The organism is Mesorhizobium sp. M0028, from assembly GCF_040323855.1.
GTDB lineage: Bacteria > Pseudomonadota > Alphaproteobacteria > Rhizobiales > Rhizobiaceae > Mesorhizobium.
The window spans coordinates 1-19372 of the sequence record NZ_JAMYVG010000011.1; the positions used below are offsets into that span (position 1 = coordinate 1).

Annotated in this window: 15 protein-coding genes and 1 pseudogene; 8 read left to right on the forward strand and 8 right to left on the reverse strand. The window is 64.0% G+C overall.

The annotated features are described in order from the left end of the window. Positions 1–120 precede the first annotated feature (120 nt). Positions 121–2400, reverse strand: coding sequence for an NADP-dependent malic enzyme (locus NKJ93_RS20190; RefSeq protein WP_023717919.1), 2280 nt, complete (start codon positions 2398–2400; stop codon positions 121–123). Between the two features lie 203 nt (positions 2401–2603). On the opposite strand from NKJ93_RS20190, the gene mutS reads away from it, so the two are divergent. Beyond that, the gene (gene mutS, locus NKJ93_RS20195; RefSeq protein WP_352548835.1) at positions 2604–5252 is read left to right on the forward strand and encodes a DNA mismatch repair protein MutS; all 2649 of its coding nucleotides are present in this window, start codon (positions 2604–2606) and stop codon (positions 5250–5252) included. 223 nt (positions 5253–5475) lie between these two features. On the opposite strand, the gene NKJ93_RS20200 is transcribed toward mutS, so the two are convergent. The 3 genes from NKJ93_RS20200 to NKJ93_RS20210 all read right to left on the reverse strand — a co-directional run bounded on the left by NKJ93_RS20200 (position 5476) and on the right by NKJ93_RS20210 (position 9365). Then, complete coding sequence (locus NKJ93_RS20200) at positions 5476–6321, reverse strand: aldo/keto reductase (protein ID WP_352483314.1); 846 nt, start codon at positions 6319–6321, stop codon at positions 5476–5478. 109 nt (positions 6322–6430) lie between these two features. Then, positions 6431–6817 carry a CopM family metallochaperone gene (gene copM / locus NKJ93_RS20205; protein ID WP_023676379.1) on the reverse strand — a complete coding sequence of 129 codons (387 nt, stop codon included), beginning with the start codon at positions 6815–6817 and terminating at the stop codon, positions 6431–6433. Positions 6818–6860: 43 nt separating this feature from the next. Then, positions 6861–9365: a heavy metal translocating P-type ATPase gene (locus NKJ93_RS20210; RefSeq protein ID WP_352590767.1), complete on the reverse strand. Its 2505-nt coding sequence runs from the start codon at positions 9363–9365 to the stop codon at positions 6861–6863. A gap of 228 nt (positions 9366–9593) precedes the next feature. Between NKJ93_RS20210 and NKJ93_RS20215 the strand changes: the two genes are divergently transcribed. The 5 genes from NKJ93_RS20215 (at position 9594) to NKJ93_RS20235 (ending at position 16946) form a co-directional block, all read left to right on the forward strand. Further along, the gene (locus NKJ93_RS20215; RefSeq protein ID WP_352483311.1) at positions 9594–12392 is read left to right on the forward strand and encodes a [protein-PII] uridylyltransferase; all 2799 of its coding nucleotides are present in this window, start codon (positions 9594–9596) and stop codon (positions 12390–12392) included. A gap of 46 nt (positions 12393–12438) precedes the next feature. Beyond that, on the forward strand, positions 12439–14037 hold the full coding sequence (gene murJ, locus NKJ93_RS20220; RefSeq protein WP_352493727.1) for a murein biosynthesis integral membrane protein MurJ: 1599 nt from the start codon (positions 12439–12441) through the stop codon (positions 14035–14037). A 293-nt stretch (positions 14038–14330) separates the two neighbouring features. After that, on the forward strand, positions 14331–15413 hold the full coding sequence (gene trpS / locus NKJ93_RS20225) for a tryptophan--tRNA ligase (RefSeq protein ID WP_352493729.1): 1083 nt from the start codon (positions 14331–14333) through the stop codon (positions 15411–15413). 193 nt (positions 15414–15606) lie between these two features. Beyond that, positions 15607–16098 (forward strand): universal stress protein, encoded by a 492-nt coding sequence (locus NKJ93_RS20230; protein WP_023717912.1) that lies wholly within the window; start codon positions 15607–15609, stop codon positions 16096–16098. Between the two features lie 278 nt (positions 16099–16376). Further along, complete coding sequence (locus tag NKJ93_RS20235) at positions 16377–16946, forward strand: NifU family protein (RefSeq protein WP_023676386.1); 570 nt, start codon at positions 16377–16379, stop codon at positions 16944–16946. 167 nt (positions 16947–17113) lie between these two features. Here the strand turns inward: NKJ93_RS20235 and NKJ93_RS20240 are convergent, their stop codons facing one another. Beyond that, complete coding sequence (locus tag NKJ93_RS20240) at positions 17114–17731, reverse strand: L,D-transpeptidase (protein WP_023717909.1); 618 nt, start codon at positions 17729–17731, stop codon at positions 17114–17116. Between the two features lie 222 nt (positions 17732–17953). Between NKJ93_RS20240 and NKJ93_RS20245 the strand changes: the two are divergent. Further along, positions 17954–18037: pseudogene (locus tag NKJ93_RS20245) on the forward strand (Cu(I)-responsive transcriptional regulator); the annotation flags it as partial. A 54-nt stretch (positions 18038–18091) separates the two neighbouring features. Here NKJ93_RS20245 and NKJ93_RS20250 read toward each other — a convergent pair. The 3 genes from NKJ93_RS20250 to NKJ93_RS20260 all read right to left on the reverse strand — a co-directional run bounded on the left by NKJ93_RS20250 (position 18092) and on the right by NKJ93_RS20260 (position 18835). Next, positions 18092–18217 carry a hypothetical protein gene (locus NKJ93_RS20250; protein ID WP_352483308.1) on the reverse strand — a complete coding sequence of 42 codons (126 nt, stop codon included), beginning with the start codon at positions 18215–18217 and terminating at the stop codon, positions 18092–18094. Beyond that, positions 18218–18346, reverse strand: a complete 129-nt coding sequence (locus NKJ93_RS20255; RefSeq protein WP_352590769.1) for a hypothetical protein — start codon at positions 18344–18346, stop codon at positions 18218–18220. A 162-nt stretch (positions 18347–18508) separates the two neighbouring features. Next, positions 18509–18835, reverse strand: coding sequence for a GYD domain-containing protein (locus NKJ93_RS20260; protein ID WP_352483306.1), 327 nt, complete (start codon positions 18833–18835; stop codon positions 18509–18511). Positions 18836–18987: 152 nt separating this feature from the next. Between NKJ93_RS20260 and NKJ93_RS20265 the strand changes: the two genes are divergently transcribed. After that, positions 18988–19287 (forward strand): DUF1330 domain-containing protein, encoded by a 300-nt coding sequence (locus tag NKJ93_RS20265; protein ID WP_023717905.1) that lies wholly within the window; start codon positions 18988–18990, stop codon positions 19285–19287. Positions 19288–19372 lie beyond the last annotated feature (85 nt).

Sequence of the window (19372 nt, forward strand, 5' to 3'; positions counted from 1 at the left end):
CGTCAAATCCCCCGCAAACAAGCGAACAACCGCCGCAACCCCGCCGCCGCAAGCTTTTGCTCATGACTGCGCAACAGGTCCACAAGGGGAGAAGGAAAGGGCGCTGCCGCTACGTGCCCCTCAAGCCCCAGCGCTATACGCCGCGATCGCCGCCATATTGACGATGTCCGAATCCTTGGCATTCAGCGAGACGATCTGAACCGGCTTGTTCAGGCCGACCAGCAGCGGGCCGATGACGGTCGAGCCGCCGAGTTCCTGCAGCATCTTGGTCGAGATCGAGGCCGAGTGGAAAGCCGGCATGATCAGCACATTGGCCGGACCGGTGAGGCGGATGAACGGATATTGCGCCATGGCACGGGCGTTGAGCGCCACGTCGGCGGCCATTTCGCCGTCATACTCGAAATCGACGCGCCGCTTGTCGAGGATGCGCACCGCTTCCTGGACGCGCTCGGAGCGCTCGCCTTGCGGATGGCCGAAGGTCGAATAGGCGAGCATGGCGAGCCTCGGCTCGTAGCCCATGCGGCGGGCGAAGCCGGCGGCCTCCTCGGCGATGTCGGCGATCTGTTCAGCGTTCGGCATGTCGTGCACGGCGGTGTCGGCGACAAGCACGGTGCGACCCCGCGCCAGCACGATCGACACGCCGATGACGCAATGGCCGGGCCTTGCGTCGATGACGCGGCGGATGTCGTCGAGCGCCGTCGAATAGTTGCGGGTAACGCCGGTGACGATGCCGTCGGCATCGCCCAGCGCCACCATGCAGGCGGCGAAATGGTTGCGGTCGTTGTTGATCAGCCGCTGGCAGTCGCGGAACAGGAAGCCTTTGCGCTGCATGCGCTCGTAGAGATAATCGGTGTAGACGGAGTTGCGCCGCGACAGCCGCGCATTGATGATCTCGATGCCTTGCTTGCCGAGGTCGATGCCGGCATTCCGGGCGTTTTCCTTGATGATGTCGTCGCGGCCGAGCAGGATGGCGGTGCCGAGCCGCTGGTTCACATAGGAGACGGCGGCGCGCATCACCTGCTCCTCCTCGCCCTCGGCAAAGACGATGCGCTTGGGCTGGCGGCGCACGCGGTCGTAGATGCGCTGCAGCGTCGAGGCGATCGGGTCGCGGCGGGCGGAAAGCTCCTGCGCGTAGCGGTCGAGATCGAGGATCGGCTTGCGCGCGACGCCGGAGTCCATCGCCGCCTTGGCGACCGCGATCGGGATCGCCGAGATCAGCCGCGGGTCGAACGGCACCGGGATGATGTAGTTGGGGCCGAATTTCGGCCGGTTGCCCTGATAGGCGGCGGCGACGTCGTCGGGCACGTCCTGGCGCGCCAGCTCCGCCAGCGCCCGGGCGGCGGCGATCTTCATGTCGTCGTTGATGGTGGTCGCCCGCACATCGAGCGCGCCGCGGAAAATGTAGGGGAAGCCAAGCACGTTGTTGACCTGGTTGGGATAGTCGGACCGTCCGGTCGCCATGATGGCGTCGGTGCGGATCTCGGCGACCTCCTCCGGTGTGATCTCGGGGTCGGGATTGGCCATGGCGAAGATGATCGGGTTCTTGGCCATCGACTGCACCATCCTGGTGGTCAGCGTGCCCTTGGCCGAGAGGCCGAGGAACACGTCGGCGCCGTCCAGCGCCTCGGCCAGCGAGCGCGCGCCGGTTTTGACGGCATGCGCCGATTTCCACTGGTTCATGCCTTCGGTGCGGCCCTGGAAGACGACGCCTTTGGTGTCGCAAAGGATGATATTCTCAGGCGCAAAGCCCATCGCCTTCATCAATTCGATGCAGGCGATGCCGGCAGCACCGGCGCCGTTGCAGACCATTTTCGTGGTCTTCATGTCGCGGCCGGTGATTTCCAGCGCGTTAATCAGCCCGGCGGCCGAGATGATGGCGGTGCCGTGCTGGTCGTCATGGAACACCGGTATGTCCATCAATTCGCGCAGCCGCTGCTCGATGATGAAGCATTCCGGTGCCTTGATGTCCTCGAGGTTGATGCCGCCGAAGGAGGGGCCGAGAAAGCGCACGCAGTTGATGAATTCGTCGGCATCCTCGGTGTCGACCTCGAGGTCGATGGAATCGACATCGGCGAAGCGCTTGAACAGCACCGCCTTGCCTTCCATCACCGGCTTCGAGGCCAGCGCGCCGAGATTGCCGAGGCCGAGGATAGCGGTGCCGTTGGAGATGACGGCGACCATGTTGCCGCGAACCGTGTAGTCGAAGGCGCGGCTCGGGTCCTCGGCGATGGCGAGAACCGGCACCGCGACGCCCGGCGAATAGGCGAGGCTGAGATCGCGCTGCGTCGCCATCGGTTTTGTGGCGACGATCTCCAGCTTGCCCGGACGGCCCATGGCGTGGAATTCCAGCGCCTCCTGGGCGCTGACTGAGGGCCCGTTGCTTTCGGTTTTCTTGGCCATGGTACTCTTGGTTTCCTCGCCCGTACGGCACCGCTTGAGATGGGTGCGCATGCTTTCTTTTGTGGAAGGTTCGGGATTAAGGCTACACTTCGCCGCTGTAAACCGCCAAGCATGGCTTGGAAAATTTTGGAAGCAGCTTTTTGAACGACGAGACGCCCATTCGAAGCGACAACGCCACGCCGGCCTTCGCGCCGGCGACGCCGATGATGGAGCAGTACATCGAGATCAAGGCGGCGAACCCGGATTCGCTGCTGTTCTACCGCATGGGCGATTTCTACGAGCTGTTCTTCGACGATGCCGAGAAGGCAAGCCGGGCGCTCGGCATCGTGCTGACCAAGCGCGGCAAGCACCAGGGGCTCGACATCCCGATGTGCGGCGTGCCGGTGCACGCCGCCGACGATTATTTGCAGAAGCTGATCGGCCAGGGGTTCCGCGTCGCCGTCTGCGAGCAGATCGAGGATCCAGCCGAGGCCAGGAAGCGCGGCGGCAAATCGGTGGTGCGCCGCGATGTTGTGCGGCTGGTGACGCCAGGCACCATCACCGAGGACAAACTGCTGGCGCCGTCGGAATCGAGTTTTCTGATGGCGCTGGGACGGGTCAAGGGCGGCGCCGAGCATTCCTTCGCGTTGGCCTGGATCGAGATCTCGACCGGTGTCTTCCGCGTCGCTGAAACCACCGCCGACCGGCTGCTCGCCGACGTCTTCCGTGTCGATCCGCGCGAGCTGATCGTCGCCGAACCGGTGTTTTACGACCCGGAGCTGAAACCGGTGTTCGACGTGCTCGGCCGCGTCGCCAGCCCGCAGCCGCCGTCGCTGTTCGATTCGGCTTCGGCCGCCGGCCGCATCGCCCGCTTCTTCGAGGTGGCGACGCCTGACAGTTTCGGCTCGTTTTCGCGCGCCGAGCTGTCGGCGATCTCAGGCGTCATCGCGTATGTCGAGAAGACGCAGAAAGCGGAGCGGCCGCCGCTGTCGCGGCCGGAGCGCGAGGAGCAGGGATCGACACTGTTCATCGACCCGGCGACGCGCGCCAATCTGGAGCTGCTGCGCACGCTGTCCGGCAGCCGCGAGGGGTCGCTGTTCAAGGCGATCGACCGCACGGTGACCGGTGGCGGCGCAAGGCTGCTCGCTGACCGGCTGATGGCGCCGCTGACCGACCCGGCGGCAATCGCTGCAAGGCTGGATTCGGTGTCGTTCTTCCGCTCCGAGACGCGCCTCTGCCAGGCGGTGCGGGCCAGCCTGAAGAGCGTCGCCGACATGCCGCGCGCGCTGTCCAGGCTGGCGCTCAACCGCGGGGGTCCGCGCGATCTCGGCGCGCTGCGCGCCGGTTTCGAAGCGGCCGGCGCCATCGCCGGACTGTTCGGGCAAACCGCCTTGCCCGCCGAACTGGCGGCGGCGCTAGCGGCCATCAAGGCACTGCCCGGCGCGCTGGCGACGCATCTGGCACAGGCGCTCAGCGACGAGCTGCCGCTGCTCAAGCGCGACGGCGGCTTCGTCCGTTCCGGTTACCACGCCGAACTCGATGAGATGCGGGCACTGCGCGACGAGTCGCGAAAAGTGATCGCCGGGCTGGAGCGCTCGCTGATCGACGAGACCGGCATCCGCTCGCTGAAGATCAGGCACAACAATGTGCTGGGATACTACATCGAAGTCACCGCCAACCACCATGCGCTGATGACCGGCAGCGACGGCGCCAAGGCGCGCTTCATCCACCGCCAGACCATGGCCAACGCCATGCGCTTCACCACCACGGAACTCGCCGAGCTGGAATCGAAGATCGCCAATGCCGCCGACCGGGCGCTGGCGATCGAGCTTGCCGCTTTCGAGGCGCTGACGGCGGAAGTCGTCGGCCAGGCCGACAGGATCCGCGCCGGCGCCGAAGCGCTCGCCGCGCTCGACGTTTCGGCAGCCCTTGCCTTGCTTTCCGAAAGCGAGGCCTGGTGCCGGCCGCTGGTCGATGCGAGCCTTGCCTTCGAGATTTCGGGCGGACGCCATCCGGTGGTCGAACAGGCACTGCGGCGTTCCGGCGAAGGCCCGTTCGTCGCCAATGATTGCGATCTGTCGCCGCAAGGCGATGCCAAGGCCGGCGCGATCTGGCTGCTGACCGGCCCCAATATGGGCGGCAAGTCGACCTTTCTCAGGCAAAACGCGCTGATCGCCATCCTTGCCCAGACCGGCTCCTTCGTGCCGGCGGCATCAGCCCATATCGGCGTCGTCGACCGGCTGTTTTCGCGGGTCGGCGCCTCCGACGATCTGGCGCGCGGCCGCTCGACCTTCATGGTCGAGATGGTCGAGACAGCGGCGATCCTCAACCAGGCCGGCGAACGCGCACTGGTCATCCTCGACGAGATCGGCCGCGGCACCGCCACTTTCGACGGCCTCTCGATCGCCTGGGCGGCGGTCGAATATTTGCACGAGAAGAACCGCTGCCGGGCGATCTTCGCCACGCATTTCCACGAGATGACGGCGCTCGCCGGAAAACTGCCGCGGCTCTCCAACGTCACCATGCGGGTCAAGGAATGGGAGGGCGACGTGGTCTTCCTGCACGAGGTCGGCAAGGGTGCCGCCGACCGTTCCTACGGCGTCCAGGTAGCGCGGCTTGCCGGCTTGCCGGAAGCCGTCGTCGGCCGGGCCAAAGAAGTGCTGCACCAGCTTGAAGCCGGCGAGGTCTCGGGCAAGGCCAACCGTCTGGTCGACGACCTGCCGCTGTTTTCCGTGGCGGCGAAGCGGGAAGCGTCGAAGCCGGCCAGGAGTGATGGGCTGGGTGAAGCGCTAGCGGAGATCAATCCCGACGAGATGACGCCACGCGAGGCGCTGGAAGCGCTGTACCGGCTGAAGGGGCTTGTGGGGAAGTAGTGCTCGTCCGATAGCGCTCTACGGCGCCCCCCTCTGTCCTGCCGGACATCTCCCCCTCAAGGGGGGAGATTGGCAGTTTCGCTGACAGCGCTTTTTCCTTCGACGTTCGAAGTTGGCGAAAGCCGATGCGAGATCCAATCTCCCCCTCAGTGGGGGAGATGTCCGGCAGGACAGAGGGGGGTGTGACGGAACGCTGCTTTGGCTTGCCTTCCGCCCCACCCCCTCAAATCATCGCCAGGCCCGACTTCCGCCTCGGCGGTGGGAAGGCGCGGTCAATTTCGGCGAAATCTTCGCTCGTGAGCTCGATGTCCAACGCCGCGACATTCTGCCGGACATGCTCCGGGCGGCTAGCTTTGGGAATGGCGATCACCCCGTCCTGCGCCATCACCCAGGCAAGCGCGATCTGCGCCGGCGTCGCACCGTGGCGAGCGGCGATGGCATCTAACCTGGCATTGCGCGCCAATACCCCCTGATCGACCGGCGAATAGGCCATCAGCGGCATACCGCGTTGCCGGCTCCACGGGGCGAGGTCGAACTCGACGCCGCGCTGCGACAGATTGTAGAGCACCTGATTGGTCTGGACGTTGCCGCCGGCCGGCAATCGGACCAGCTCTTCCATCTCGCCGGTATCGAAATTGCTGACGCCCCAATGGCGGATCTTGCCGGCTGCCTTCAACGCTTCGAATGCCTCGACCGTTTCCGTCAAGGGCACGCTGCCCGGCCAATGCAGCAGATAAAGATCGATGCGGTCGGTGGCGAGATGCCTCAGGCTGTTCTCGCAGGCCCGTTTCACGCCGGCGCGCGAGGCATTGGACGGCAGCACCTTGGAGACCAGGAAAACCTCGTCGCGGCGACCAGCGATGGCCTCCGCCACCACCTCCTCGGCACCGCCGCTGGCATACATTTCGGCGGTGTCGATCAGCGTCATGCCGAGATCCAGCCCGAGCTTCAGGGCATTGGCCTCGTCGGTACGGCGGCGGCCGTCTTCGCCCATCTTCCAGGTGCCCTGGCCGAGCACCGGCACGGCTTCGCCGCAGGGCAGGGTGGTCGTTCGTATCGTCGATGGCATGGCATGCTCCAGTCCGAGGCCCGGATAGCACCATAGCCGCCAAGGGAAATCCAGGTGAAGCAGAAATCCAGGTGAAGCCTCTCGCCTGGATTCCCCGACAGCGTGACGCCTACTTCACCGGATGGGCGGCGAGCCAGTCCTGCATCTGCTTGATCTCGGCTTGCTGCGCGGCGATCACCGCTTCGGCCAGCTTGCGGATTTCCGGATCCTTGCCATTGGCGAGCTCGACCTTGGCCATGTCGATGGCAGCCTGGTGATGCGGGATCATGCCGCGGGCGAAATCGACATCGGCATTGCCGGAATATTCGATCGCCATCATGTCGGTATGCATCTTGTCCATCGCCGCCTTGTAGCCCTCGGTCGAGGGGCTCTGCGCGCCCATGGCGCCCATGTCGTGCTTCATCTCCTCGGCTTGTGCAGGAACGCTTTCGAGGAAAACAGCAAGCAGCATTCCCGCCGCCATCATCAGCAGCACGATCTTCTTGGCCAAGGTCATTCATCGTCTCCTTTTTTGAACAGGGTGTATCTGGAAGTTTTACTCAGAGTTTCAATGTCCTGAGCCGCAATGCGTTGGCGATGACCGAAACCGAAGACAGGCTCATCGCCGCCGCCGCAATCATCGGCGACAACAGCGTGCCGGTGAGCGGATAAAGCACGCCGGCAGCCACCGGCACGCCAAGCACATTGTAGAGAAAAGCGAAAAACAGGTTCTGGCGGATGTTGCGGATCGTCGCGCGGGCCAGCGTCCTGGCCCTGACGATACCGTTGAGATCGCCCTTGACCAGCGTAATCCCCGCACTTTCGACCGCAACATCGGCGCCGGTGCCCATGGCGATGCCGACATCGGCGGCGGCAAGTGCCGGCGCATCGTTGACGCCATCGCCGGCCATGGCGACGCCGGCACCGCCGGCGCGCAACTCCTCGACCAGCGCGTTCTTCTGTTCGGGCAAAAGCCCGGCATGCACCGCGTCGATGCCGAGCTTGGCGGCGATGGCCTTGGCGGTGCGCTCATTGTCGCCGGTCGCCATGACGATCTTCAGCCCGCTGTCATGCAGCGCCTTGATCGCCTCGGCGGTGGTCGCCTTGATCGGGTCGGCGACGGCGACGAGGCCGGCGAGCTTGCTTGCGACAGCGACGAACATCGCGGTCTTGCCGTCGGACTGCAGCGCCTCGGCACTGGCCAGGACCGAAGCCGTATCGATGCCGAGATCGGCCATCATCGCGGCATTGCCAAGCGCCACCTTCTGTCCCGAAACCGTGCCGGAAACACCCTTGCCGGTGACAGCCTCGAAACCGCTCGCGTCGGGGACCTTCACCCCGCGTCCGCGGGCGCCGTCAACGATCGCCTCGGCCAGCGGATGCTCCGAGCCTTTTTCCAGCCCGGCGGCGAGCGCCAGCAACTCGTCTTGCGCCATGCCTTCGACGGCAACGACGTCGGTCAGTCGCGGCCGGCCTTCGGTCAGCGTTCCCGTCTTGTCGACGATCAGCGTATCGACCGAGGCAAAGCGCTCGAGCGCCGCCGCTTCCTTGATCAGCACGCCGGCATGCGCGCCGCGCCCGGTGGCGGTCATGATCGACATTGGCGTCGCAAGGCCGAGTGCACACGGACAGGCGATGATCAGAACCGAGACCGCCGAGACGATGGCAAACACCAGGCTGGGTTCCGGTCCGACGATCGCCCAGGCTACAAACGCAATGATCGCAACGAGAACAACGGCCGGGACGAAGTAGAACGAGACGCGGTCGGCCAACCCCTGGATCGGCGCGCGCGACCGCTGCGCCTTGGCGACCAGTTCGACGATGCGCGCCAGTGTCGTCTCGGCGCCGATCTTTTCGGCGCGCATGATCAGTGAGCCATTCTTGTTGAGCGTGCCGCCGGTGAGGTTGTCGCCTTCGGTCTTTTCGACCGGCAGCGGCTCGCCCGTGATCATCGATTCGTCGACGGAAGAGCGCCCTTCAAGCACAATGCCGTCGACCGGTACAGCGTCACCTGGGCGGATGCGCAGGCGGTCGCCGGCCTTGACAATATCGAGCGGCACGTCGTTTTCGGAACCGTCCGCGCCGATCAGCCGCGCCGTCTTCGGCGCCAGGTCGAGCAGCGCACGGATCGCCGAGCCGGTTTTCTCGCGGGCACGCAATTCCAGCACCTGGCCGAGGAACACCAGCGCGACGATTACCGCCGCCGCCTCGAAATAGACCGGCACGGTGCCGTCATGGCCGCGGAACTGGTGCGGAAAGAGGCCTGGAAACAGTGTGGCGACGACACTGTAGAGATAGGCGGCACCGACGCCGAGCGAAATCAGCGTCCACATATTGGGGCTGCGATTGAGGATCGAATCCCAGCCGCGGTGGAAGAACGGGAATGCCGCCCACAGCACCACGGGGCTCGCCAGCGCCAGCTCCAGCCAGACCTTCGCGCGGTCGTCGATGAAGGCCTGGAATGTCAGGCCGAGCATCGGTGCCATGGCGATGACCAGCAACGGCACGGACAGCACCGCGCTCACCCAGAAGCGCCTGGTGAAATCGACCAGTTCGGGGTTAGGCCCCTCGTCGCCGGTCGGCACGCCCATCGGCTCCAGCGCCATGCCGCAGATCGGGCAGGAGCCGGGCTTGTCGCGGATGATTTCGGGATGCATCGGGCAGGTGTATTGCGTGCCCTTGGGCATCGCCTGCGGCGCCGGCTTGTCGCCGAGATATTTTGCCGGCTCGGCCTCGAACTTCGCCTTGCAGCCGGCGGAGCAGAAATAGAAGCCTTGGCCCTCGTGGCGCAAAAAGTGCTTGGCCGTGGCGCGATCGACGCTCATGCCGCAGACGGGATCGGTTGCGGTCAGATATTTTTCAGGTTCGGCGACGAATTTCGAACGGCAGCTTTCGCTGCAGAAATGATAGCGATGGCCGTCATGCCCGGCGGTCGGCTTGCCGGCGGCCGGATCGACGGTCATGCCGCAGACCGGATCCCGGACGACGGCGTCCGCGGCAGGCGAGGCGCTCTTTGCCGAGCAGCAGCTGCCATGGCTGTGATGATCGTGGTCGGAATGCGTCATGCCGAAAGCCCCTGTATTTCGATGTTGCAGCGGAGGTAGTGCTTCCAGTAACTGGAAGGTCAAGGGGCCGATTTTCGATTTTTCGCGGCCAGGCCCAAACCGAACCGGCTGCGGGCACGAGACGATCGTCCCGTCGGCGGCCGCGGAGAACGCGTCCGTCCGCCCCATACCCAGCGCCGCGAAAACGCGCTATAGACGCCGCCGAAACGGCGAGGCCGAACGGCATTTATGGCAAGAATATCCCTGAAGCTCGAGGAACTGATCGACGGCGAAGCCTTGCGCCGCGAGATGACCGAACTGACCGCGGCCACGGCAGGCGACGGTTCGGGCAAGGCCGCGCGCGGCGGCGTCCTCAAGCTGCTCAAAAGCCGGCTCGCCGACGGGCGCACTGTCGCCGAACGCATGCTGATGGACGACGGCAGCGGCACCGCCTGCGCCGCCCGGCTGTCGCATCTGATGGATGAGATCATCCGTGCGCTCTACGATTTCGCTGCCACCCATGTCTACCGCGTGAAAAACCCATCGTCGGCCGAGCGCATGGCGGTCGTTGCCGTCGGCGGCTATGGCCGCGGCACGCTGGCGCCGGGCTCCGACATCGACCTGCTGTTCCTGCTGCCCTACAAGCAGACGCCATGGGGCGAGCAGATCGTCGAATATATGCTCTACATGCTGTGGGACCTCGGGCTGAAGGTCGGCCACGCGACGCGCAACATCGACGAGTGCCTCAGGCTGTCGCGCACCGACATCACCATCCGCACCTCGATCCTGGAGGCGCGGTTCCTGTGGGGCGAGCAAAAGCTCTATGACGAGCTTCTGCAGCGCTTCGACCACGAGGTGGTGCGCACCACCGGCCCCGAATATGTCCAGGCCAAGCTTGCCGAACGCGACGAGCGTCACGCCAAGGCCGGCGAGAGCCGTTACCTGGTCGAACCTAACGTCAAGGACGGCAAGGGCGGCCTGCGCGACCTGCAGACGCTGTTCTGGATCGCCAAATATTTCTACCGGGTGCGCACCGGCGAGGAACTGGTCGACAAGGGCGTCTTTACCGACGCCGAATACAGGGAATTCCAGAAGGCCGAGGACTTCCTGTGGGCGGTGCGCTGCCACATGCATTTCCTCACCGGCAAGGCGGAGGAGCGGCTGCATTTCGACATCCAGCGCGACATCGCTGAGCGGCTCGGCTACACCACCCATCCCGGCCTGTCGGCGGTCGAGCGCTTCATGAAGCACTACTTCCTCGTCGCCAAGGATGTCGGCGACCTGACCCGCATTTTCTGCGCCGCGCTCGAGGAGGAGCAGGCCAAGCATGTGCCGGGCTTCAACCGCATCTTCCTCACCTTCTCGCGGCGCAAGCGCAAGCTCGCCGGCACGGCCGATTTCATCGTCGACAACCACCGCATCAACATTGCCGACGACGAGGTGTTCGAGCGCGATCCGGTCAACCTGCTCAGGCTGTTCTGGTTTGCCGACAAGCACGGCCTGGAATTCCACCCCGATGCGCTGAAGCTTTTGACCCGCTCTCTCGGCCTCGTCGGCAAGGCGCTCAGGCGCGACGAGGAGGCCAACCGGCTGTTCCTCGACATCTTGACCTCGGACCGCAACGCCGAGCTCAATCTGCGGCGAATGAACGAGGCCGGACTGCTTGCCAAGCTGATCCCGGACTTCGGCAAGATCGTCGCCATGATGCAGTTCTCGATGTATCACCACTACACCGTGGACGAGCATTTGATCCGCTGCATCGGCGTGCTGGCCGAGATCGAGCGCGGCGACGGCGAAAAGGTGCATCCGCTTTCCCACGCGCTGATGCCGGGGCTGAAGAAGAGCCGCGAGGCGCTCTATGTCGCCGTGCTGCTGCACGACATCGCCAAGGGCAGGCCTGAGGACCATTCGCAAGCCGGCGCCAGAATCGCGCGGCGCATCTGCCCGCATATGGGGCTCTCGCCGGCCGACACCGAAACGGTCGCCTGGCTGGTCGAGAACCACCTCGTCATGTCGATGACGGCGCAGACCCGCGATCTCAACGACCGCAAGACGATCGAGGATTTTGCCGCCATCGTGCAGTCGGTCGAACGGCTGAAGATGCTTTTGGTGCTTACCGTCTGCGATATCCGTGGCGTCGGGCCGGGGGTCTGGAACGGTTGGAAAGGCCAGCTGCTGCGTACGCTCTACTACGAGACCGAGCTTTTGTTGACCGGCGGGTTTTCGGAGGTGTCGCGCGCCAAGCGGACTGCGGCGGCGCGCGAACAACTGGCCGAGGCACTTGCCGACTGGCCGGAAAAGGCCCGCAAGCGTTATGTCGGCCAGCACTACGAGAACTATCTGCTGGCGGTCGATCTTCCCGACCAGCTGCGCCATGCCGAATTCATCCGCGAGGCCGATCACGCCGGCAAGAAGCTCGCCACCATGGTCAAGACCCACCAGTTCGAGGCGGTGACCGAGATCACGGTGCTGGCGCAGGACCATCCGCGCCTGCTCTCGGTGATTGCCGGCGCCTGTGCTGCGGCCGGCGGCAACATCGTCGACGCGCAGATATTCACCACTTCGGACGGCCGCGCGCTCGACACCATCCTGATCTCGAGGGAGTTCGACCGCGACGAGGACGAGCGTCGCCGTGCCGAGCGCGTCGGCCGGCTGATCGAGGACGTGCTGTCGGGCAAGAGCTGGCTGCCCGAAATGATCGAGAAGCGCACCAAGCCACGGCGCGGCGCCAAGGTCTTCCGCATCCCGCCACGCGCCGAGATCCGCAACACCCTGTCGAACCGGTTCTCGGTGATCGAGGTCGAAGGACTGGACAGGCCGGGCCTTCTGTCGGAGATCACCGGCATGTTGTCGGACCTGTCGCTCGACATAGCCTCGGCCCACATCACCACCTTCGGCGAAAAGGTCATCGACACGTTCTACGTCACCGATCTCACCGGCCAGAAGATCGACAGCCCGTCGCGTACGGCGACCATCCGCAACAGGCTGATCGCGGTGCTCGAGGGCACGGCGTCCGAGCGCGGCAAGACCAAAACGGCCGCCGAGTGACTGTTACCTTCCATTTGCCCCAATCCCACAGGCAGTCTTCAAGCGCATGAGCCTTGTCAAGAAATTCGCCACGGTCGCTTCCGGCACGCTGATGAGCCGCGCCCTCGGCTTTGGCCGCGAGATGCTGATGGCTGCCGCACTCGGCACCGGGCCGATCGCCGACGCCTTCAACGCCGCCTTCCAGTTTCCCAACACCTTTCGCCGGCTGTTCGCCGAAGGCGCCTTCAACGCCGCCTTCGTGCCGCTGTTCGCCAAAGAGATCGAGACGCACGGCACCGACGGCGCCAAGCGTTTTTCCGAAGAGGTGTTCGGCGTCTTGTTCACCGCGCTTCTGGCGCTGACCATCGCCATGGAACTGGCGATGCCGCTGATCGTGCGCTACCTGGTGGCGCCGGGCTTTGCCGACACGCCCGGAAAATTCGAGATGACGGTGGCACTGGCGACCGTCATGTTCCCTTACCTGATCTGCATGTCGCTCGGCGCCATGATGGCCGGCATGCTGAATTCGCTGCGCCGCTATTTCGCCGCCGCGGTGGCGCCGGTGTTCCTCAACATCATCCTCATCGCCGTGCTTGCCTATGCCTGGTACAAGGGTTCGGACGCCCGCACCGTCGGTTTCGGGCTGGCCTGGGGCGTACTGGCGGCCGGCTTGGTGCAGCTGGCGATCGTCTGGGCGGCGGTGCGCCATGCCGGCATTTCGATCGGCTTCCGCCGGCCGAAGATGACGCCCAGCGTCAAGCGGCTGCTGATCCTGGCACTGCCGGCGGCGATCACCGGCGGCATCACCCAGATCAACCAGCTGATTGGCACGGCGATCGCGTCGGCGCAGGACAGCGCGGTGTCGTCGCTGGCCTATGCCGACCGCGTTTACCAGCTGCCGCTGGGCGTTGTCGGCGTCGCCGTCGCCATCGTGCTTTTGCCGGAACTGTCGCGGGCGCTGAAGTCAGGCAATCTGGTCGAGGCGGCCAATCTGCAGAACCGCTCGGTCGAGTTCACCCTGTTCATGACCTTGCCGGCGGCGGCCGCCCTGCTGGTCATGTCCGAGCCGATCGTGCGGCTGGTCTATGAGCGCGGCGCCTTCGCCGCCAACAATTCGACGCCGACGGTCGCGGCAATCCTGGCGATCTTCGGCCTCGGTCTGCCGGCCTTCGTGCTGATCAAGGCCTTCACCCCAGGCTATTTCGCCCGCGAGGACACGCGCACGCCGATGATTTTCGCCGCCATCTCGGTGGCGGTTAACATTACGACGGCACTGACGCTGTTTCCGACGATGGGCGCGCCCGGCATTGCCGTTGCCTCCGCCGTCGCCGGCTGGGTCAATGCGGCGATGCTGCTGGCCGTGCTGATCCGGCGCGGCCACTGGGGCCGCGACTTGCCGCTCATGAAACGCATCCCGCGGCTGGTGCTGTCGGCGGCGGTGATGGCGGCGGCGCTCTATTTTGCCGAGCACTGGTTCGCCGCAAGTCTCGGCTCGGGCTCGCCGCTGGTGATCAAGGCGGTAACGCTGCTTGCGCTCGTCGCCGGCGGGGCGCTGCTTTACTTCGTCACTGCGTTTGCCACCGGGGGTGCGGATTTCGGCATGATCCGCCGCAATATCGGGCGTAAAGGCTCCCAGCCGGTCAAGGAGCAATCTCCGGATTCGTGAGGCGGAAAATTCGTCAGGTCCAATTTTGTTCTTGCTTTGTGCCTGCAGCTATGCTACTAATTTGCGTATGGTGCTGATTCGCACCGACGACCCCGCCGCAAGGCGGGTTTTTGATTCTGGTCGGCGCCATCCCCTTCAAACAGCCTTCTGTGGCGTCTTGCTCGGCCACGGTCAAAGCCCCGCGCGGCCTAGCCAACACCCCTCTTGATCGTCTCCTCGCTCTCGTCCATAAGCGCGCCGTCGCAAGACTTTCGCCGCGCGCGAAACGGCCCTCCACAAGCCAGGGATACACCATGACCGGCCTCAACCAGCCCGCCTTCAAGCCACTCGTCTTTTCCGGCGTCCAGCCAACCGGCAATCTGCATCTCGGCAATTATCTCGGCGCCATCAAGAAATTCGTCGCCCTGCAGGACACCTCCGACTGCATCTACTGCGTCGTCGACCTGCATTCGCTGACCGCGCAGCTCGTCTATGAGGATCTTCAGGACCAGACGCGTTCGATCACCGCGGCGTTTCTCGCCTCCGGCATCGATCCGACCAAGCACATCGTCTTCAACCAGTCGCGGGTGATGCAGCACGCCGAGCTTGCCTGGATCTTCAACTGCGTGGCGCGCATTGGCTGGATGAACAGGATGACGCAGTTCAAGGACAAGGCCGGCAAGGACCGCGAGAACGCCTCGCTCGGCCTGCTCGCCTACCCCTCCCTGATGGCCGCCGATATCCTCGTCTACCGCGCCACCCATGTGCCGGTCGGCGACGACCAGAAGCAGCATCTGGAGCTGACCCGCGACATTGCGCAGAAATTCAACAACGATTTTTCGGACCGTATCGCGGCGCTTGGTGTCGGCGTCGAGATGCAGGTGGGCGAAGAGACGGTGAACGGCTATTTTCCGCTGACCGAGCCGGTCATCGGCGGCCCGGCGGCGCGCATCATGTCGCTGCGCGACGGTTCGAAAAAGATGTCGAAGTCCGACCCGTCGGACCTGTCGCGCATCAACCTGACCGACGATGCCGACGCCATCTCGAAGAAGATCCGCAAGGCCAAGACGGACCCGGAGGCTTTGCCCGGCGAACTGGACGGGCTTGCCGGCCGGCCGGAAGCGGAAAACCTCGTCGGCATCTATGCCGGCCTCGCCGAAATATCGAAAGAGGCGGTGCTGAAGGAATTCGGCGGCCAGCAGTTTTCGGTGTTCAAGCCGGCGCTGGCCGATCTCGCGGTGGAAAAGCTGGCGCCGATCGCCGGCGAGATGCGCCGCATCTCCGGCGACCGCGCCTATGTCGACGCGGTGCTGCGGGATGGCGGCGAGCGTGCCGGCACATTGGCCGAAGCGACGATGAAGACCGTGCGCGACATTATCGGCCTGCTGCAAGGCTAATTTATGTCGCGCAAAAGTGTGCAGCGGTTTTGCGATAACGACATGCATAAAACAAGAACCTGAAGCGCGTCGCATGAGGCCGGTCGAACGCGACGCGCTTTAAGCTGCACCAACATCGCCACAGCCGCCGGTCGCTTGCGGGCGGGCTGTGGCGGTGGCAGATTGCGGCCGAAAACCATCGAGCAGGGTGAATATGGTCTCCAAACGCCTCAGCCGCGAAGCCGGTCATCGCCGCAAGTTCCTGGCGATCATCGACGACACGCCGGAATGCGAGCGCGCCGTCGCCTACGCCTCGAAGCGGGCGCAAAGCACGGGCGGCGTGCTGGTGCTGCTCTATGTCATCGAGCCGGATGATTTCCAGCACTGGCTGGGCGTCGAGAAGATCATGCGCGAGGAGGCGACCGCCACGGCGCGCGCCGCGCTCGACAGCTACGCCAACAAGGTGCGCCAGAAGCTCGGCATCGAGCCGGAACTGGTGGTGCGCGAAGGCAAGCCGACCGAAGAGATCCACAAGCTGATCGAGGAAGACCAGGACATCGCCATCCTGGTGCTGGCGGCAGGCGCTGGCAAGGAAGGGCCTGGGCCGCTGGTCGGCGCGGTTGCCGGCAAGGGCGCCGCCTTTCCGATTCCAGTGACTGTGGTGCCGCAGAACCTGTCGGACGAGGAGATCGACAGCCTCGCCTGAGATGTGCCGATATTCAGGTGAGGCCGGCCTACAAATGGCGGCTTCCTGCGCTTCCGGTGCTCACGTACCAAAAGTACGCTCCGCTCCGGTTCTCGGAAACCATCATTTTCGGCTCGGCCTGACCTGAATCTCAACACATCTCCAATTGTTTCAGCGAGCTAGCAAAACATTCCACCAGCCAGCCGTTCCCCGCGATGCCTTTCGCTTGAATGTCGGGCGGATAAAGCCTAATTAGAATTATTCCAAACTAGCTGCCCGAAACGGGCACGGAGATGGCCATGTTCATCCAGACCGAGTCGACGCCAAACCCGGCGACGCTGAAATTCCTGCCCGGCAAGGAAGTGCTGCAAGAAGGCACCGCCGATTTCCGTGATGCCGACAGCGCCGCGACGGCTTCGCCGCTGGCCGGCCGTCTGTTCGAGATCCCCGGCGTCACCGGCGTCTTCTTCGGCTATGATTTCATCACCGTGACCAAGGACGGTCCCGACTGGCAGCATCTGAAGCCGGCTATCCTCGGCGCCATCATGGAGCATTTCATGTCCGGCGCCCCGGTGATGGCCAAGGCCGGCCCCGCCGCCGAGACCAGCCAGACCGGCGAATTCTACGACAAGGCCGACGAGGAGCTGGTCGTCACCATCAAGGAGCTGCTCGACACGCGGGTGCGCCCGGCGGTGGCCCAGGATGGCGGCGACATTACCTTCCGCGGCTTCGAGAACGGCACCGTATTCCTGCACATGAAGGGCGCCTGCGCCGGTTGCCCGTCCTCGACGGCGACGCTGAAGCACGGCATCCAGAACCTGCTCCGGCACTTTGTGCCGGAAGTGCAGCACGTCGAACAGGTCTCCTGACGCGCCGTTCCATCGTCAACGTCGATAGACAACAAAAAACCGGGCCAAAGTGCCCGGTTTTCTGTTTGCGACGTCTGTGTGTTGCCTAGACGGTCCGCGTATAAAGCTCTTCTTGTTTGACCATGATCTTGTCCGAAAACCGGGTCCCGCTTTTCGGGATCATGGTCTTACAGCACAATGACCTTGGCGCCGACCGAGGTGCGGTCGTAGAGGTCGATAATGTCCTGGTTCATCAGCCGGATGCAGCCCGACGACATCGCCTTGCCGATCGAATTCCATTCCGGGCTGCCATGCAGGCGGTAGCCCATGTCGCCGCCCTTGTTGAACAGGTACATGGCGCGCGCGCCGAGCGGGTTCTTCAACCCCGGCTCCATGCCGCCGGCAAACTTGGCCAGCTCCGGCTGTCGCCTGATCATCTGCGAAGGCGGCGTCCAGGTCGGCCATTCGCGCTTTAGTGCGATACGGGCGGTGCCGTGCCATTCGAAACCTTCACGGCCGACGCCGATGCCGTAGCGCATCGCTTCGCCGTCGCCCATGACGAAATAGAGGAACTTGTTCTGCGTATCGACGATGATGGTGCCCGGCTTTTCCCTGGTGTCGTAGTCGACGATCTGCCGGCGGTATTTGAACGGCACCTTTTCGATCGGGATGCGCGGCAGATGATAGCCGGCATCGGTCACCGCGCCATAGTTGTTGGTGAAGATCTGAGAGCCGATGGTGCTGCAACCGGCGACAGCCGTCGACAGCGCCAGGGCCGCGACGATTGCAAGTGACTTCATGCGCATGAAAAGGTCCGATGCCTGCCCAAACAACAGCGGCTCGAGTCGGCCGCTTTTTTCATCTTCATTCATGCTGGCATTTGCTTTGCTTGCCAAGCGGGCGATGCCTATATCCTTGGGCTTGCGTGCTGGTAAACCTGCGACTATGGCATTTCGGCAACAGCCCCCGCAGGATTATGCTGCAAAATCAATGGGCCAAGAACAAGAACCCCGAGACGGGGAATCACCATGAATGTCGGTGACGCTGGCTGGCGCTCTGGCCGGCCAGCCAAGGCCATCCGTTACTACGAGGAGATCGGCCTGATCTCGCCTGAGACGCGGCCGCTGCAGGAGATAATCCTGACAAGCCTGGTTCAATAGGCCGGTTCAATAAAGAACGCCGCGAAGCACCGTCCAAGCCAGAAGCCCGAACGTGCCGATCACCACCACTGCACCAAGGACCGTGCCGATCTTTTCAGGCAGTCCATCGGGGCGACCAGGATCGTCGGCCATTCAACTATCGATCATGACGTAGGCGGCACCAAACACGGCAACGATGATTGCCCCAAGCACCGCCCATCCTCTAACGGCCGTGCGGATTTCCTCCGGTGTCGCCGATTTGCGTCCGTCATCGTCCGTCATCTAATGCTCCTCGTAAAAATCCCGTGGCCGACATTGAAAGCGCAAGCTGCCGGCGCTGCCAAGAGGGTGCAGCGGACTCTTTTGCGCAAAAGTTTAGGAGCGTGCGCCGTTCGATAGCAAGCGTTACCTAGCCTTCGACACTCCGCAAAGCACGGGCGGCCGTCACGATCCCGGTGGGCGATACCGGATCGACTTCGCCCTGCCAAGCGCTTCCATCGTCTCTTCGACACTTAGCAGCACGGTGGTCTCGTAGGAGCTGAGCGCGCCTCCCGCACCAATGGCAAGCATGACCGATGCCATGGAGACGTTGTCCGGCGCCTCCCACAGATTCCAGCCGTCGTGTTCTCCGAAGGCATACCAGAACCCGTGCAGCTTTCCGCCCACCGACTCGATGTAGGAGCGGGCAGCCTCGCGTCTGTCCTCGGGGTTGTCCATCAAGCGCGCCCACGTTTCGGGCCTGTAGCTGAATCGCGTGAGATACATCGGCATGGTTCGTCTCCTCCCAGAGCTACCCCCACGAATGTAGTAAAGCGCCCCAATCCGGGAGAACGCGAGTCGTTTCCGAGGCGTAGTACCGCTGGCTTAGTTGCGGGACCGCTAATGGACCTGCTTCAATGCCTTTCCTAAGGGGAGTAAGGTCAATGGCAGCCTATCTTATTGCCGATGTCGACATAACCGACGCCGCCGTTTTCGAGGAATACCGCCGGGACGTGCCTGCAACCGAAGCCCGCTACGGGGGAAGGTACATCGCTCGTGGCGGAGCCACCAAAGTGCTGGAAGGCGATTGGGAGCCTCATCGCCTTGTCATCGTCGAATTTCCCGACATGGCCTCGCTCCTCGCATGGTACGACTCTCCGGAATACGGCCGCCTCAAAGCCATCCGCGAACGCTGTGCAAAGACGAGGATCATTGCTCTGGAGGGCATGATGCCGGTTAGTTAGAGGGGGTTGTCAACCAGATAATCGCCGCCCAGAAGGCGGCTATATATTTGACAAACCCGGATGACCGCTGACCAAAGCTCCGCTA

Bases quoted from the DNA above. Each gene is read 5' to 3' on its own strand.
- NKJ93_RS20200 (WP_352483314.1), bottom strand. From the start codon at position 6,321: ATGCCATCGACGATACGAACGACCACCCTGCCCTGCGGCGAAGCCGTG.
- copM (WP_023676379.1), bottom strand. From the start codon at position 6,817: ATGACCTTGGCCAAGAAGATCGTGCTGCTGATGATGGCGGCGGGAATG.
- NKJ93_RS20265 (WP_023717905.1), top strand. From the start codon at position 18,988: ATGGCAGCCTATCTTATTGCCGATGTCGACATAACCGACGCCGCCGTT.
- NKJ93_RS20230 (WP_023717912.1), top strand. From the start codon at position 15,607: ATGGTCTCCAAACGCCTCAGCCGCGAAGCCGGTCATCGCCGCAAGTTC.
- mutS (WP_352548835.1), top strand. From the start codon at position 2,604: ATGATGGAGCAGTACATCGAGATCAAGGCGGCGAACCCGGATTCGCTG.
- NKJ93_RS20210 (WP_352590767.1), bottom strand. From the start codon at position 9,365: ATGACGCATTCCGACCACGATCATCACAGCCATGGCAGCTGCTGCTCG.
- trpS (WP_352493729.1), top strand. From the start codon at position 14,331: ATGACCGGCCTCAACCAGCCCGCCTTCAAGCCACTCGTCTTTTCCGGC.
- murJ (WP_352493727.1), top strand. From the start codon at position 12,439: ATGAGCCTTGTCAAGAAATTCGCCACGGTCGCTTCCGGCACGCTGATG.
- NKJ93_RS20235 (WP_023676386.1), top strand. From the start codon at position 16,377: ATGTTCATCCAGACCGAGTCGACGCCAAACCCGGCGACGCTGAAATTC.
- NKJ93_RS20250 (WP_352483308.1), bottom strand. From the start codon at position 18,217: ATGGCCGACGATCCTGGTCGCCCCGATGGACTGCCTGAAAAGATCGGC.
- NKJ93_RS20240 (WP_023717909.1), bottom strand. From the start codon at position 17,731: ATGCGCATGAAGTCACTTGCAATCGTCGCGGCCCTGGCGCTGTCGACG.
- NKJ93_RS20260 (WP_352483306.1), bottom strand. From the start codon at position 18,835: ATGCCGATGTATCTCACGCGATTCAGCTACAGGCCCGAAACGTGGGCG.
- NKJ93_RS20190 (WP_023717919.1), bottom strand. From the start codon at position 2,400: ATGGCCAAGAAAACCGAAAGCAACGGGCCCTCAGTCAGCGCCCAGGAG.
- NKJ93_RS20215 (WP_352483311.1), top strand. From the start codon at position 9,594: ATGGCAAGAATATCCCTGAAGCTCGAGGAACTGATCGACGGCGAAGCC.
- NKJ93_RS20255 (WP_352590769.1), bottom strand. From the start codon at position 18,346: ATGACGGACGATGACGGACGCAAATCGGCGACACCGGAGGAAATCCGC.